Origin of the sequence: Pseudomonas sp. SWRI99, from assembly GCF_014270125.1 — a bacterium.
In the GTDB taxonomy this organism is placed as follows: domain Bacteria; phylum Pseudomonadota; class Gammaproteobacteria; order Pseudomonadales; family Pseudomonadaceae; genus Aquipseudomonas; species Aquipseudomonas hamedanensis.
Map to the genome: position 1 here is coordinate 104,106 of NZ_JABWQR010000011.1, position 14,929 is coordinate 119,034.

Annotated in this window: 16 protein-coding genes and 2 pseudogenes; 6 read left to right on the plus strand and 12 right to left on the minus strand. The window is 58.5% G+C overall.

Annotated elements, in window-relative coordinates; genetic code table 11:
- Positions 1 to 2: 2 nt before the first annotated feature.
- The 3 genes from HU743_RS11290 to HU743_RS11300 all read right to left on the minus strand — a co-directional run bounded on the left by HU743_RS11290 (position 3) and on the right by HU743_RS11300 (position 2,555).
- A complete protein-coding gene (locus HU743_RS11290; protein ID WP_186547799.1) occupies positions 3 to 206 on the minus strand; it encodes a hypothetical protein in 204 nt (67 codons plus the stop codon).
- A gap of 114 nt (positions 207 to 320) precedes the next feature.
- Entirely contained in the window at positions 321 to 1,925 is a 1,605-nt protein-coding gene (locus tag HU743_RS11295) for a methyl-accepting chemotaxis protein (RefSeq protein WP_186648745.1), read from the minus strand.
- A 225-nt stretch (positions 1,926 to 2,150) separates the two neighbouring features.
- Positions 2,151 to 2,555 carry a TraR/DksA family transcriptional regulator gene (locus tag HU743_RS11300; RefSeq protein ID WP_016775095.1) on the minus strand — a complete coding sequence of 135 codons (405 nt, stop codon included), beginning with the start codon at positions 2,553 to 2,555 and terminating at the stop codon, positions 2,151 to 2,153.
- Positions 2,556 to 2,958: 403 nt separating this feature from the next.
- Here HU743_RS11300 and HU743_RS11305 point away from each other — a divergent pair, with 403 nt between their 5' ends.
- From HU743_RS11305 to HU743_RS11315, 3 genes are read left to right on the plus strand one after another with little or no spacing between them, the layout of a single operon-like run.
- Positions 2,959 to 3,867 (plus strand): MurR/RpiR family transcriptional regulator, encoded by a 909-nt coding sequence (locus HU743_RS11305; RefSeq protein WP_186648676.1) that lies wholly within the window; start codon positions 2,959 to 2,961, stop codon positions 3,865 to 3,867.
- Positions 3,868 to 3,927: 60 nt separating this feature from the next.
- On the plus strand, positions 3,928 to 4,533 hold the full coding sequence (locus tag HU743_RS11310; RefSeq protein WP_186648677.1) for a glutathione S-transferase: 606 nt from the start codon (positions 3,928 to 3,930) through the stop codon (positions 4,531 to 4,533).
- A gap of 2 nt (positions 4,534 to 4,535) precedes the next feature.
- On the plus strand, positions 4,536 to 5,639 hold the full coding sequence (locus HU743_RS11315) for a DNA alkylation repair protein (protein ID WP_186648678.1): 1,104 nt from the start codon (positions 4,536 to 4,538) through the stop codon (positions 5,637 to 5,639).
- A gap of 44 nt (positions 5,640 to 5,683) precedes the next feature.
- On the opposite strand, the gene HU743_RS11320 is transcribed toward HU743_RS11315, so the two are convergent.
- The gene (locus HU743_RS11320; protein ID WP_186648679.1) at positions 5,684 to 6,850 is read right to left on the minus strand and encodes an MFS transporter; all 1,167 of its coding nucleotides are present in this window, start codon (positions 6,848 to 6,850) and stop codon (positions 5,684 to 5,686) included.
- A 94-nt stretch (positions 6,851 to 6,944) separates the two neighbouring features.
- Between HU743_RS11320 and HU743_RS11325 the strand changes: the two are divergent.
- A pseudogene (locus HU743_RS11325) lies at positions 6,945 to 7,836 on the plus strand (LysR family transcriptional regulator).
- Between the two features lie 27 nt (positions 7,837 to 7,863).
- On the opposite strand, the gene HU743_RS11330 reads toward HU743_RS11325, so the two are convergent.
- Complete coding sequence (locus HU743_RS11330; RefSeq protein WP_186648681.1) at positions 7,864 to 8,502, minus strand: hypothetical protein; 639 nt, start codon at positions 8,500 to 8,502, stop codon at positions 7,864 to 7,866.
- Here HU743_RS11330 and HU743_RS11335 point away from each other — a divergent pair.
- Positions 8,485 to 8,847 carry a hypothetical protein gene (locus HU743_RS11335; protein ID WP_186648682.1) on the plus strand — a complete coding sequence of 121 codons (363 nt, stop codon included), beginning with the start codon at positions 8,485 to 8,487 and terminating at the stop codon, positions 8,845 to 8,847. The two genes, HU743_RS11330 and HU743_RS11335, sit on opposite strands and share 18 nt — an antisense overlap.
- A 62-nt stretch (positions 8,848 to 8,909) precedes the next feature.
- Here HU743_RS11335 and HU743_RS11340 read toward each other — a convergent pair whose 3' ends face one another.
- Complete coding sequence (locus HU743_RS11340) at positions 8,910 to 9,365, minus strand: GNAT family N-acetyltransferase (protein WP_186648683.1); 456 nt, start codon at positions 9,363 to 9,365, stop codon at positions 8,910 to 8,912.
- Positions 9,366 to 9,531: 166 nt separating this feature from the next.
- Between HU743_RS11340 and HU743_RS11345 the strand changes: the two genes are divergently transcribed.
- Positions 9,532 to 9,945: a PaaI family thioesterase gene (locus HU743_RS11345; RefSeq protein ID WP_186648684.1), complete on the plus strand. Its 414-nt coding sequence runs from the start codon at positions 9,532 to 9,534 to the stop codon at positions 9,943 to 9,945.
- Positions 9,946 to 10,017: 72 nt separating this feature from the next.
- On the opposite strand, the gene HU743_RS11350 is transcribed toward HU743_RS11345, so the two are convergent.
- From HU743_RS11350 to HU743_RS11375, 6 genes and pseudogenes are all read right to left on the minus strand, one after another.
- Positions 10,018 to 10,671, minus strand: a complete 654-nt coding sequence (locus HU743_RS11350) for a DUF2931 family protein (protein WP_186648685.1) — start codon at positions 10,669 to 10,671, stop codon at positions 10,018 to 10,020.
- A pseudogene (locus tag HU743_RS11355) lies at positions 10,671 to 12,210 on the minus strand (DUF2235 domain-containing protein). The gene HU743_RS11350 and the pseudogene HU743_RS11355 overlap by 1 nt, the downstream one beginning before the upstream one ends.
- Before the next feature lie 138 nt (positions 12,211 to 12,348).
- Complete coding sequence (locus HU743_RS11360) at positions 12,349 to 12,708, minus strand: DUF6124 family protein (RefSeq protein ID WP_186648686.1); 360 nt, start codon at positions 12,706 to 12,708, stop codon at positions 12,349 to 12,351.
- 503 nt (positions 12,709 to 13,211) lie between these two features.
- Entirely contained in the window at positions 13,212 to 13,910 is a 699-nt protein-coding gene (arsH, locus tag HU743_RS11365; protein WP_186648688.1) for an arsenical resistance protein ArsH, read from the minus strand.
- A 9-nt stretch (positions 13,911 to 13,919) separates the two neighbouring features.
- Positions 13,920 to 14,390, minus strand: a complete 471-nt coding sequence (locus HU743_RS11370; RefSeq protein WP_186621398.1) for an arsenate reductase ArsC — start codon at positions 14,388 to 14,390, stop codon at positions 13,920 to 13,922.
- A 26-nt stretch (positions 14,391 to 14,416) separates the two neighbouring features.
- Positions 14,417 to 14,764, minus strand: coding sequence for a metalloregulator ArsR/SmtB family transcription factor (locus HU743_RS11375; RefSeq protein ID WP_186648690.1), 348 nt, complete (start codon positions 14,762 to 14,764; stop codon positions 14,417 to 14,419).
- Positions 14,765 to 14,929 lie beyond the last annotated feature (165 nt).

The following is a 14,929-nucleotide window of genomic DNA, read 5'->3' on the forward strand; positions in this document are numbered from 1 at the left end:
GCTCAGTGCAAGCGGTCGCCCGACTCGATGTTCAGTTGCTCGAGCCAGGCGGCCCTGCATTCCTCTGCTTCACCCCGGCTGGCGAACGCGGTCCCGCGACGCTCGCCGTTGAGCAACACCACCCAGCAGACGCTTTGTCCCCTCGCACGCAAGCCAGCGGGCACGCCGCTGCCAATCATCACTGCAACATCAACCCTGCACTGCACGCCGGCCTCCGAGAAATAATTAGCTACCTAACTAAGCGGGCAGATTAATGGTTTCCCCCGGACGGAAACAGCAACCGCCGTGCACAGCTTCATTGCGTCAACCGTAACAATCACTTAGCGCGGACTCTCCGGCCTGTAGCCCAGACGCAAACCACCCCAATGCCTGCCCTTGATCATGATCGGTACCGACAGATCGTGCATCAGCTCGCCGGTATCGCGGGTGTACGTCTGCAACAGCACCGGTTGCTGGTGACTGCCGCAGCGGATTCCGGTGCGATCGGCAAATTTGCGCTTGGTGCGATTGTTCACCGTGTCGACGGACGCATCCCCGGTCAATGGCTGGCTGAAAACCTGGTTATGCGTAGGCACATACCCTTGCTGCGTACAGGCAATCGCGAACACCAGCCCTTCATGGCGCCGCAGCAATGGCTCCTGGATCGCAGACAAGACCTGATCGGTGTAACGGTCGAAACGGGTCTGATACTTGGCCGGCTCCGTACCGGGAATCAGCTGGTAGTTGCGATCGAAAAGATCGTCCAGGCTGATTCGGCCCTGCTCGACATCCGCTTCGAACCGCGCCGCAATCTGACTCGCACCTTCGCGGGCCAGGTCGTAGACGCGCTGGTGATAGTCGTCCAGCCCCACTTCGGCGAGGCGCTCGCTGATGGTTTCGGCCTGGCCTTCCATTTGCACCGCCGCCTCGGCCAGGCGTCGGGTCTGTTGATCGCTGATTGCCAGATCACTGCGCATCTGCTCGACGGCCTTGAACAAACTGTCGAGCTGCTCGCGATTGGTTTGTGCGCCACGGGCGATCTCGCCGACTTGCCCTTCCACCCCGGCCGCCAGGCGAGCGATATTTTCCAGGTGCTGGCCGGTGCGCTCGACCTGTTCGACGCCGGTGTGCAAATCGCTCGACAACTGGCGAATCTGCTCGACCACCTGCGCAGTGCGCTGCTGGATGTCAGCGACCATTTCACCCACCTCACCCGTCGCCGACGCCGTGCGCGCCGCCAACCCGCGCACTTCATCCGCCACCACCGCAAAACCACGACCATGCTCGCCGGCCCGCGCCGCTTCTATCGCCGCGTTCAAGGCCAGCAGATTGGTCTGGCTGGCAATCGATTGAATCACCAGGGTCACTCGCTGGATATCGTCACTGCGCACGCTCAACGCCTCGATCAGTTCGCGGCTGGCATTGGCACGCTGGCTGAGCTGATGCATGCGCGAAATCGAATCAATCAGTTCGTTGCGCCCCGCCGCGCTGCTCTGATGCGCCTCGCTGGCCGCCTCCAGGGCTTCGCGGCTGAGCTGCGACGTCGCGTGCTCGGTGGCAATCATCACCTCGGCGTTACTGACGATCCGTGCCGCCGCATCAAGTTGCGATTGCAGCTTGCTCGCCAGCGCCTTGACCGAAAATGCGACACCGGCCGCCGACAGCGCGTTATGGCTGGTGGTGCAGGAAAGGTCTCGGGTCAGTTCGGCGATGGCACTGCCGGTATCGACAGGCGCGGCCTCAGGGGTGGCGCGGGAACGCAAGCGCGGCAGCCAGACAATCAGCATCGCCAGCGGCATGCCGACGTACAACGACCATTCAGCCAGCGTCGTGGCGGCCAGCAACAGCATCAGGGCGATGCTTTGCAAGGTCGGAGCGATCCAGCGGTTTTTCGGCAAAAGCACTGGTGCAGGCAGAGCCGCAACCAGAGATCCGTCTCTCGTCATCTTCATCACCCCACGCTTGTTCTCATTGTTGTGACTGCATTAAACGCCACTACAACGCCATTATCCATGGTCCGTTAGTCGTGGGGCTGTGGCAGGTCAATGGAACGACGCAGGATTGCTGCAGACGAGCAAAAGCAAAGATCGCAGCCGCCGGCAACCCATGTGGGGCTGCCGACGGCTGCGATCTTTTCGGGGTAGTCCCTATTCAGGGCCTACCGCACAGAATCAGGCCTGACGCTGGTGCTTGTCGATCTGCTCGTGACGCTCTTGAGCTTCGATGCAGTACTTGGTGGTCGGACTGATCAGCAGGCGCTTCAGGCCGATGGCCTCGCCGCTGTCGTCGCACCAGCCAAAGCTGTCGTCCTTGATGCGCTCAAGGGCTTGTTCCAGTTGCGGCAGCATGCGCTGGTCGCGATCGATCGCGTTGACCAGCCAGGTGCGCTCTTCTTCAACCGAAGCCGCGTCCGCCGGGTCAGCCGGGGTGTCCAGGCTTTCGATGGCGATACGATTTTGCTCAATGCGCTCGTGGGTTTCGACTTTCATGTTCTGCAACAGCTCAGTGAAGAAAGCGTGTTGCTCTGCATTCATGTAGTCATCTGCCGGCATAGCCAGCAACTTGTCCTTTGTCATTGATATCTCTATAAAAAAACGTGCATTAAGGCGAATTAGGGAGCGTTTCGGCGATCCGTGTCCGGTCGACGAAAAGGCATCGTTTATTGCAAACGCCACCCGGCACTCAATTTACGAAGGGGCGGCAGTCTAAGGCCCGATTGAGGCCTCAGCAACTCTAAATACGGGAATTTGTCCGACACAGCCCGGAAACTGCTCTGACACTAGCGTCGCAGCGGTCATCGGAGTGCGTTTATAGCAAGAAATTCAGTCCAGCGGCGTTATATAGAAGACAAACGGCTAACTGCGCCGCGCCTGAGCGCGAAATTTTCCGCGGTCGGTGCATCGTTTCAGCACAGCAGACCCCGCACAGCCCCACTACTATCAGGCCCAACGTGCGATCAATCAGCCTGAAGGATGCCTTATGCCCCGCCCCGATCTGTCGGCCACCGACGAGGTTTCGCTCGCCAGCCCCCCGATCAATGCCGAGCGCTTGCTGCAACTGATCAGCGAAGAATATGAAGCCCTCCCGCGTCAACTCAAACGCGTCGCCAGCTATATGAGCCAGCAGAGCGACCGGATCATGGTCGACCGCATCAGCGACATCGCGCGCGAGTGCGAAGTCCATCCGTCCGCCATCGTGCGATTCTCGCAACGCTTCGGTTTCAGCGGCTTCAGCGAAATGCAGTCGCTGTTTCGCAGTGCCTACACCAACAAAGCCTCGCCGGTGCAAAACTACCAGCAGCGCATTCGCAGCATGATCGCCAACCAGACACAAAAGGCCAGCGACGGCGACCTCGCCCGCGAGTGCATTGATGCCACTCGCTCAGGCATCGAGCGCCTGGGCCGCGAACTCGACGACAGCGCCTTCGAAAGAGCCGTCAACCTCATCACCCACGCCGAGAACATTTATGTGATTGGCGTGCGTCGCTCCTTCGCCGTGGCCGACTACCTCGTTTACAACCTGCAACACACCGGGAAACGCATCCACCTGGTTTCGGGCCTCGGCGGCAGCTATCGGGAGCAAATGCGCAGCGTACGCGCCAATGACCTGGTCATCGCCATCAGCTTCGTACCTTATGCCAAGGAAACCCGGCACTGCCTGCGCTTCGCCCGTCAGCAACAGGCCAACACGCTGATACTCACCGACAGCGCGCTCTCGCCGCTGGCAAAACTGGCCGACAGCGTGCTGCTGGTCAACGAAGGCAGCGCCCTCGCCTTTCGTTCACTGAGCGCGACGCTGTGCCTGTGTCAGGCATTGTTTGTCGCGGTGGCGTATCGGTTGGGACTGAATGTCGATGAGATTCACGAACAGGCTGGATTCGATGACTGACAATTGCCGCCGGCTCGGCTAGGTTATGTGTCCCACCGATTCGACTTGAAGGAACGCGTCATGAAACTGATCGGCATGCTCGACTCCCCTTACGTGCGCCGCGTGGCCATCTCAGCCAAATGCCTGGGCATCGACCTAGAACACGAGTCGGTCTCGGTGTTCCGGCATTTTGAGCAATTCCAGCAGATCAACCCGGTGGTCAAAGCGCCAACGCTGGTCCTCGACGACGGCCTCGTGTTGATGGATTCCACCCTCATCCTCGACTACCTCGAAAGCGCTTGCGGCAAGAGCCTGTTGCCGACTGAATTGACCCGGCGCGCGCAAGCCTTGCGCCTGATCGGCCTGAGCCTCGCCGCGTGCGAAAAATCCGTGCAGCTCTACTACGAACGCAACCTGCGTCCGGCCGACATTCAATATCAACCTTGGGTTGAGCGCGTTGAAGGCCAACTCGCCGCCGCGTTTAGTGCACTGGAAAAGGAACTTGAGCACAGTGCCTTGCCCGAGGATGGCTCGCTCGTCCAGGACGGCATCAGCCTGGCGGTCGCGTGGAGCTTCGCCGCACTGGTCGTGCCAGATCAGATCGATGCCACCCGCTATCCGCGAATTGCCCGCTACACCGCTTACGCTGAAGGCACCGACGCGTTTATCAGCACGCCGATGAACTGAGCATGAGCACCACCGACACCGCCGCCCCGGCGTTAAAAGAGATTTTCAACGCCGAACGTCTGCAGCACATCGCTACCGAGACGGCCGCCGTCTACCCGGCGTTTAAAACCGAGGTGTTCCTCAAGCATGCCAGTCACGGCCTGGCCGAGCTATCGGTAATGCAACGCATGGCCCGCGTCGCCGAGAGCCTGCACGCCGTGCTGCCGCTGAATTACGAAGATTCCCTCGATGTATTACGCGCACTCGCGCCACGGCTGAACAGCGGATTCGTCAGCATGTGCCTGCCGCACTACGTCGCCAGCTACGGCGGGCATGCGTTCGAAACGTCCATGCAAGCCCTGAAGTACTTCACCACCTTCGGCTCCTCCGAATTCGCCATCCGCCACTTTCTGCGCACGGACCTTGAGCGCTCGCTGGAATTGATGCACGACTGGACCCGAGACGAAAACCACCACGTCCGCCGCCTCGCCAGCGAAGGCAGCCGCCCTCGCCTGCCATGGTCGTTTCGACTGGAGACGGTGCAGGCGAATCCGCAATTGGCCGCCGGAATACTGGATCGACTGAAAGCGGATGAGAGTTTGTATGTGCGCAAGTCCGTGGCGAATCATCTGAATGACGTAACCAAGGTGCATCCGGCGTGGGTGCTGAGTGCGGTTGAAGGGTGGTCGCTGGAGAACAGGCACACGGCCTGGATCGCCAGGCATGCGTTGCGCAGTTTGATCAAGCAGGGCGATGTCCGGGCGCTGACGGTCATTGGCGCGGGGGCGAAGGCCGAAGTTCAGTTGCTGGATTTTACGGTCACGCCGACGGCAGTTCGGCTAGGCGAGACAATTACTTTATCGCTCAGGGTCAAGTCGACGGTGGCGCATGAGCAGAAGTTGGTGATTGATTATGCGATTGACTATGTAAAGTCGAATGGCAGTGTTTCGAGGAAGGTGTTCAAGTTGAAGACGTTGGCGTTGCTGGGGTTTGGCGAGGAACGCGTGAAGCGCAGTCAGCAGATCAAGGACTTTACGACGCGCAAGCATTTTACCGGGCGACATGCTGTGCAGGTGATGGTGAATGGGGAGGTATTGGCTAACGCCGCATTCAGCGTTCTGACCTGAGGCCTATCAGGAGGAGTGAAGGTTGCCCCCACTCCCCCTCGTCGTCACGCCACTGCCGCAGTACGTGTTCTGGAGCGCCAGGCAAAAGCCAATACCATCAGCAGGCCCAGAGCGGCCATCGCCGCGCCGGCCAGGGAAATTGACGGATAACCCAACCCGGCGTTGATCACCGCTCCGCCCAGCGCCGCACCGATCGCGTTGCCAAAGTTGAAGGCACCGATATTCACCGCAGAGGCGAGATTGGGCGCGTCCTTGGCAGCTTCCATCACTCGCATCTGCAGCGGCGGCACCAGGGCGAAGCTGGCAATACCCCAGATCAGGATGGCAACAGCGGCTGGCAGCGGCCAGCGCATCAGGAGCGTAAACGCCAGCAAGACCACAATCAGCGCACTCAGCGAGACGATCAGGGTGCGATCGATCGAGCGGTCGGCAGCCTTGCCGCCCCACATGTTGCCCAGTGTCAACCCCACACCGAACAGCACCAGCATGGCGGTGATGTAAGCGGTGGAGGCGTGGGTCTCGCTGCTGAGAATCGGTGCGATGTAAGTGAAGACGGTAAACATGGCACTTGATCCGACGACGGTCAGGGCCAGCGCTGCCAGCACCGGCCCTCGGCCCAGTACGCGAATTTCCGCCAGCGCACCCACACTTTGTGGTGCCTTCAAGTTGGGCAGGGCGAACCACAAGGCAGCCATGGTCAACACGCCGAGGCCGGTAATCCCCCAAAATGCCGTGCGCCAACCGAACAACTCGCCAAACCAGGCGGCCAGCGGTACACCGCCAATGGTCGCCAGGGTCAGGCCCATGAACATCGCCGCGACGGCGCCGGCACGTTTCTCTGGCGCGACCACACTGGCGGCGACAATGGAGCCAACGCCAAAGAACGCACCGTGGTTCAGTGAAGTCACCACCCTGGCGATCATGAGACTGTAGTAATCGGTCGCCAGGGCTGACATCAGATTGCCCAGGGTGAAAATCGCCATGAGTCCGATCAGCAGGTAGCGCCGGGGAATCCTGCCGGTGGTCAGCGTCATCAGCGGCGCGCCGAGCAGTACGCCCAAGGCGTAAGCACTGACCAACAGCCCCGCAGCAGGAATGGAAACGCCGAGATCGGCCGCGATGCCGGGCAACATGCCCATGGGCGCGAACTCGGTCACGCCGATGCCAAAGGTACCGATGGCGAGTGCAACAAGGGGTGGATTGATACGCATGGAAATCTCCTCATCTATGCCGCCAATGCTACGATCCATCGTTTTCAGGCGGTAGATAGCGATTTTGGCAATCACCTTTGCGCAAGAGGCACAAATGGACTTCAACGGCAGGTCAGGTGAAATGAGCGTATTCGTCACCGTGGCCCGGGAAGGCAGCCTGTCGGCTGCTGCGCGTGCATTGGGACTGACACCCTCGGCGGTCAGCCGGATCATTGCCCGCGCCGAACAACGTCTCGGCACGCGCTTGTTGTTGCGCACCACCCGCGCGCTCACGTTCACCGCCGAGGGCGAGGCGTTCCTGCGCGGCGCGCGGCGCATTCTGGCCGACATGGACGAGGTCGAAGAAGCCATCGCCGATCAGGGCGTGCCCAAGGGCCGGTTGCGGGTCAGCGCCGCACTTGGCCATGGGCGGCTGGCGATCGTTCCGCTGGTCGCCGACTTCAGCGCGCTACCCGAACATCGTCGTTGACCTCAGCCTCGGTGACGAAGTGGTCGACATTCTCGCTGGCCAGGCGGACGTGGCGGTGCGCTTTGGTCACCTGCCCGACAGTCCGCTGACGGCACGCCGGATCGGCCATACCGGCCAGGTCGTGGTGGCGTCGCCCGACTATCTGCGGCGGCACGGCACCCCAAACGAACCGGAGGACCTGCTCCAGCACAACTGCCTGCGCTTCAATTTCCGGCGCGCCGAACCCGACTGGCCGTTTGTCCGCGACGGAAAAGAATTCTCGCTGAAGGTCAGTGGCAACATCGAATGCTCCAGTGGTGAAGCACTGGCCCAATTTGCCAGAGTCGGTGCCGGCATTGCGCGCATTGGCGAGTTCAGCGTGAGAGAGGATTTGCAGCGCGGCGACTTGATACCGCTGCTCGAAGACTGCAACCCCGGCGACCAGGAGCCGATTCACGCGGTGTTCGTGGGTGGCTTGGCAATGCCGGCGCGGGTGCGGTTGTTCGTGGATTTCTTGCTGGAACATCACCGGATGTGAGTGGGGGTTTCGCGGGGCTATGTCCGCTTACTTCGCCGGAAACGCTTCAAACACGGGGATATTTTTGGCATTTACTTCAATGGCGGCTGCCTTGAAAACTACCATAGCGCCTGTGCAAGAGGCCGTAGGCCGCCCCCCTTTGGCTCCGTTCAAGTACACCATGTCGGTGCCGGCATATAACACAGTTGCCTCGGCGGCTTGACGGATTGCCGTCGCAACACTTGCCGCTTCTTTGCGAGCGAAATAACAGGATAGAACCGAGATAGACAAACCAGGGCCGAAGATTTCCTTGAGGAGGGTGCCAAACGTTACTGGCGAAATGAAAGCCTTTCCCTGCTCGGGCTCTGCAACCACCCATTCGTGTTTGATTTCGTTCGGATTGCCCAGCCAGAGTTGCCCCTGATTTCCGTGCGTTGCAATGATAAGACGATACACATGATCCTTTCGGGCCCTGCCTATGTCACGAAGCGCGGAGATCAACGCCTCATAGCTGCCATTGGCGTGAACAAGGTGCGCTGTCCCACCCAAGGATTCTTGATAGGCCTTGACGCATGCTGCAAATTCCTCACCCGAGATGGCGCCCTTTTCGATTTTATTAAAATCATGATAAATGACGACCAAGTCGTTTTCATAAGGGTCAAGCAGCAGTTGTTCTTTGATTTTCAAGTGGAAGGTGCCGCGCAAAGACGCATACACCATCTGCCATTTACCCTCCGAGTTCAGCTCGTCTTCAACCGCAACAATCAGTTGTTGACCAATTTTGCCGTCTCTGAACAGGAGCGACGGTTGATCAGTGCTATAGATCTTGTTGGCATCTTGATCGAGGACTTCAATGCCTCGGACGTTTTTATGAAGAATGGCAAATTTATCCGAGCTTATGTCTCTGACGCCGACACCAATTTTATCTTGCTATCAATGATCGCATTCCAGATTTGCATGATCTTTGGGTCCTTCGCAGCACGCCAGGCCATCCCTCGAAGCGGATCGTCAGACGAAAGGCAGGCGCTGTGAGCCCTTCATCGGCCTTTCAATATAGGCGGCATTGATTCCGATCGCTTCCGGGGCGGTGAAGATCACCGTTGCAATGTCTTCGTCATGACGACCGTACGCTCCGATTGATGGAATTCGTCGCGGATCTTTTTAAAGCCAAGCGAAGCGTAGAAGCCTTCTGCCGTGATTGAAGAGGGAACGCAGAGAAGCTCAAGCCCCATGTCCATGGCGATCGATTGAATCCTCTCCATCAAGTGCCTTCCAATCCCCCTTCCTTGATGGATCGGGTCGACAAACACGCTGCGAACAACGTTGTTATCGAGACTGGCCGTGGCAACGATACGACTGTCGATAGCAGCCACCAGCACGTGACGCCCGGTCATCCGCTGAAGCACCGCTGCTGGCGAAAAATCTTGAACCAGTTGATCGATGATGTCGGATGAATAGTCCTGGGCATTTGATTCACGCAGCGCGTCAACGATCGTTCTACTGATAGCCGGCGCATCCGCATTCGTCGCGTTTCGAATCTGAACTTCCATCACGTAGCTCCCTGCTTGCGCGCCGCCCATTCAGGGCACATGACTTATCGCTACCAATTCCCCATACGTATAGCGCTTGCGTCAGTGCGCGACTACCCATAAACCGATGTTGAATCGACGTATTCCAGTCAATGAAACCAGCTAATCGCCAGCAGAGGGGACGATCATGAACACTACGGCAATTCCTGAGGGTTTCGCTCCGTTTACCCGCTCCAGTCCGTTGCTTGATTTGCTTGGCCCGATTTACGCGAAGGGCCATGGGTTGCAATTGGAGCTGGGATTGCTGACCGACTCACGACATGCCAATGGCCGGGGCACCTTGCATGGCGGTGTACTGGCGACATTAGCGGATGTCGGTATGGGCTACGCCATGGCCTTTTCCAGCGACCCTCCGCAGCCATTGATCACGGCGAGCATGACGCTTGATTATCTTGGCGCAGTACAAATCGATGAGTGGCTGGTGGTGCGTCTTGAGTTTTCCAAAAAAGGACGTCAACTGGCGTTTGCCGCCGTCAGTTTGCATGTCGGCGAGCGAACAGTTGCGCGCGCCAGTGCGGTGTTTGCTGTGCCCGTGAGTTGAAAGGATTGTTCATCAAGGTGCTTGTGATTGATGAGCACGACGATGTCAGAATCATTTCCCTGCTGCAGAGGGCTACCAACTTCCGTAGGGGATACCGAATTTGTCGATGTACCGCTTGGACTTTTCACTGACCGGATATGCATATCGCCCTTGAGTTTCGCCCTGACTTGGCCCCAACGGTTCGATTTCGGCCTGAGCTCTGGCGACTTTCACCGGATGATGACAGGAGTCTCTTACCCAGACCTGGACGACACCACCGGGAGCCAGGCCCAAGTAAACCGAAGATATGTAGGTAGCTCTTTTCTCCGGAGTTTTCGAGCAGCGTTGGCTGACTGAGGTCACCATTAATTGTCGGGCCTCTTCGGGTATATCGATCCAAACACTATAGGTCTGGGGCTCTACGATGGATTGCCACCGAACGAAGATTCGTTTAGGAAGATCAGCGCCTACCACCGCTTTCGCGGAGCTGCCCAAGCCGTGCCAGCCTCGCGCAGATTCTGTTCCGTCCTCTGGTTGCCCGCCTGAGGCGGATCCTTCGCCGGTGTGCAGGAGCGTCTTTCCTTTGATGTCTTCGACAGAGGTGTCCTCAACCCAGACTTTCATGTAGCGAGGCTCGGTAAAGCCAAGTTCCCACCATGGCGATTTGGGATCGTTTTTTGCCGAAAGCGGGTCGGCATAACAACCAGCCACAAACAATGTGCAAAGTAAGGTTGCGAATAATTTCATTACCAAAGCGTCCAGTCAGGTACGTGCGGGTGTTTTACTCGTATTGCATCTGCCGTAGGAGCGTTGATATATACCGCGCGCAATCCGCCGCCATCTCTTCGTCCAAGTGGGTGGTTCCAGTTGGCGGAAGTATGAATGTACTTGAGTTTGAGCATTTGCTCCTCTTGCAGCGTGGTGCTGTAGTCGCCAGAGACAAATCGATCGCACAAGGGTCTCAGCTCCGCCGGAATGGCAAACGCGGGAGTCTCAGGAATATCATTGAAACGCACTCCCTTGGTCTTTGCCTGTTGATGCATCACGCGCAGGCAAACTCTTGCCAGCATTCCGCTCACCGGTCGTTTTAGCTGCACGGCGGCATAGACCCTCTTTACGCGTGGGCCTAATCGATCCTGTGGATTGATCGGCATAATGAGTGCGGGTGGTGTCACGATCTCCAACATTTCAGAGGGCCAGCCTTTGCTTAGCCACTGACTCCTCACCTTCATCGCATCCTGGTAGATCGATGTTGTGACGACGTCAGTATTCATGGACACCTCCAGAGTTTGCATCGGACTGATGAGCACGCACTCTTCAGCGTCATCCAAGTAACCGCCTCCTATGTCGGAATGCACTCCGGGCAGGACAATTTCTGGATGATCCACCCCCACGCGATTGAGAGCGAAGTTAGCTCTGCATTCGTCACGCGCGACCAGCTGGACAACATTAGTAAAAAAACGTCGGTCGAGGTAAAGCCTGATACCTGTTGCGACAGCGCTTTTGATGTTGCCCAAATTGGACCAGCCAGCAATTGACGGAACCGTGTCGAACAGACCGATGAAGCCCATATTGATGTCGCGTTGGTATTGATCAATGAAGGACGAACTGAAGAGATCAGAATTGCTGCGCAAGATTTCGCCCAAAGGGCCTTGTTTGCCACGCACGATTTCATTGGCAAAGTGCCTGGCGGCTGCCGCGCCACGGCTGAAACCGAAGGTGTCGAAGGTCAACGAGATAATTTCACTACCCGGATTTTCGTTTAACACTTCATTGATACGTTGTTCGATGAATACAAACGAAGATTGAACGCGCCCGGCGACGCCTGTCTGGCCACGCCCGGCGCCAGCTCCCAAGGCGCTGTCTTTTTCGCCTGATCGGGTGCCGATGCCTTCGACGTACACCATACGAAATGCCTGCTTTCGCAGCCCCTCGCCTTCAGCTACTTCAGGAGCGTCATACAAATCACTGAGTCTTTTTACATTACTCACGTCATTACCGTAACTGCTATCCGGATCGCTCATATACGGCTTGCAGCTGGCATCAATGTCTTTGGGAGCAATCGGATGCTGCGCACCACACAACAACCCCGCAGCCGAGTTATTCGCATTATTGCCGGTCCCATCAAAGAACACCCCAATCCTCAGCGCGATGCCAATTTTCTCAGGCGCGCGCGGGTTCTCTCCCATGTTTCTCATACTCCGCCCAACGCTGGGCATGAATATCGACGGGTTTGGCTTCTTCGTAGCGGTAGTTTTTCGGCGGGTTTGGAACGTAACCACTCAATCCTTGATTCCTTGTTCTGATCCTTGAAGAACGGCGCGAAGGGTGACAGCCGGGGCCGGGTGGTGCAAGCCGTGGCTGTGTGCCAGCCGTGGCAGCGGCGTGGGTTGCGACGAGGGTTCGCCCTCGTCGCGTTAGCGGTTATTTGGCGATTACGACGTTATCCAGTGCCTGATTCACGGCGATTTCGCCAAGCATCACGACCTGGGCGATGCCCAGCAGGGTTTTGCGGCGCGGGTTGTCGAGCAGCGCGGCGAAGTCGTAGAGCATGGTGGTGGCCGAGCCGAGTGATTCACTGGCGTTGGCGAGCAGTGATTCGGTGTCGTATTGCGGGTTGGCGAGGAACATCGGTTCCGGGGCGCTGGTGCTGGCGAGGATGTCTGCGGGGCCGAGGTGATGGTCGAGGGCGCGTTCGGCGGCTTCGTGAAGTTTTTTTGAATCGAGGGATTCGTAGGGGGATGCCGGATCTGTTTCTGGCGGGTTGGGCGTGACTTTGAACATGGTGAAACTCCTAGTTAATAAAAAGGAGCCTTCACATTCGCTACCAAACGAAGGTGGCGGCCATACGCGGGTTGGTAGACCGGTAACTAGGACCCGGCACACCCGAAGGTGTCCTGCGCATGGCCACCATTAAGCGACGACCTGAAGCAGGTCTGCGAACAATGCGCGATGCGACTAGTTATGGCGGGCTACCAAACCCGATCACTGTTTTTCAGCGACCGACAGACGATAGAACCCGCGCCCTAGACGCACAAGCCGGCGGATTCTGGCTTAGTCGTAGGTAACGGCGCAAGGCGTTGTAGCCCGTTGCTGATTACTGGCGCGCCGTTTAAACATGATGGGTGTTTTCTGTTTATCTGGCAGTGAATGGGCTGACGCATTCGCGAGCAAGCTCGCTCCCACCGGGGATCGCGGGCTGGTCTGAGATTGCAGGTGTCAGGACTGGCATCTTCGCGAGCAGGCTCGCTCCCACAGGGGAACCGAGCCTGGCTGTGGTCTGGCAGTCAAATCGACCGCTGATTGACCCGCGCCATCAACTGCTCGGCACTTTCCTTGCGCTCGGAATAGCGATCTACCAGATGCGCCTGTTGCCCTCGCAGCAACACGGTGAACTTCACCAGCTCTTCCATCACATCCACCACGCGGTCATAGAACGGCGACGGCTTCATCCGCCCCGCTTCGTCGAATTCCATGTAGGCCTTGGGCACCGAGGACTGGTTGGGGATGGTGAACATGCGCATCCAGCGGCCCAGCACGCGCAGCTGGTTGACCACGTTGAACGACTGCGAGCCGCCGCAGACTTGCATCACCGCGAGGGTTTTGCCCTGGGTCGGGCGTACGGCGCCGAGTTCCAGCGGGACCCAGTCGATCTGCGCCTTGAACACCGCCGACATGGCGCCGTGGCGTTCCGGCGCGCACCACACCTGCCCCTCTGACCACAGCACCAGATTGCGCAGTTCCTGGACTTTCGGGTGGTCGACGGGGGCGTCGTCGGGCAGGGGCAGACCGGACGGGTTGAAGATACGGGTTTCGGCGCCGAAGTGCTCAAGCAGGCGGGCGCTCTCCTCGACCAGCAAACGGCTGAATGAGCGTTCGCGGGTCGAGCCGTACAGCAGCAGGATGCGCGGTTTGTGTTCGCCCGGTGCCGATGGCTGGGTCGCGTCGAACAGGGTTGCGTCGAGGTTGGGCAAAGCGTCTGACATGGGGCCTCCTTAAAGCGTGCCGATGCGGTCGAGTTCGACCTTCAGTTGTTCGCGGCTGAGCGAGTGAAAAGGCAGATCGAGGAAGGCCTGGCAGCGTTGGCCGATGCGCATCAAGGTGGCGTGGAATGCTGCCTCGATTGCGGCCTCGTCACCGATGACATCAGACGGATCTTCGAGGCCCCAGTGCGCTTTCAGAGCCGGGCCGAAGTACACCGGGCAAGTCTCGCCAGCCGCTTTATCGCAGACGGTGATGACGATATCCGGCGGATTGTTTTCGAAGGCGTCGTTGCCTTTGCTGTGCAGACCGTCGATGGCGATGCCGTTCTTTTGCAGCGTCAACAAACTGCGCGGCAGGACTTGGCCTTTGGGAAAACTGCCGGCACTCACCGCGGTGAACCCGGCGGGCGCCAGGTGATTGAACATGGCTTCGGAAAGAATGCTGCGGCAGCTGTTGGCCGTGCACATGAACAGAACTCGCATCGATGCGCTCCGTAAAAGTTAAAGATTCAGCAACAGGCGCGTTCGCGCACGGGACGGCCATCCATGTGTTGCAGGCGCGCGGCATTGTCCTTGAGCCAATCACCGTTGGCCTTTGATGTCACCCGCAGGATCTCGCCGATCCACGCCGGCAGCTGCGGGTTGAGCCGGTAATAGACCCACTGGCCCTGACGGCGGTCGAGCAGCAAACCGTTGCTGCGCAATAGCGCGAGGTGGCGGCTGATTTTCGGCTGGCTGTCGTCGAGTGCACACATCAGCTCGCAGACGCACAGTTCGCCTTGCTCGGCGATCAGCAGAATCGCCCGGGCGCGGGTTTCGTCGGCGAGGCTTTTGAAGACTTCGGTGGGGGTGATCATGGGGATCGGCTTGCAATATGCGGGAAAACGAATATACGGATATCCATATATTAATCAACCTGAAATGCGATCCCCTGTAGGAGTGAGCCTGCTCGCGATAGCGGTGTATCAGTCAATATTTACGTGACTGATACACCGCTATCGCGAGCAGGCTCACTCCTACAG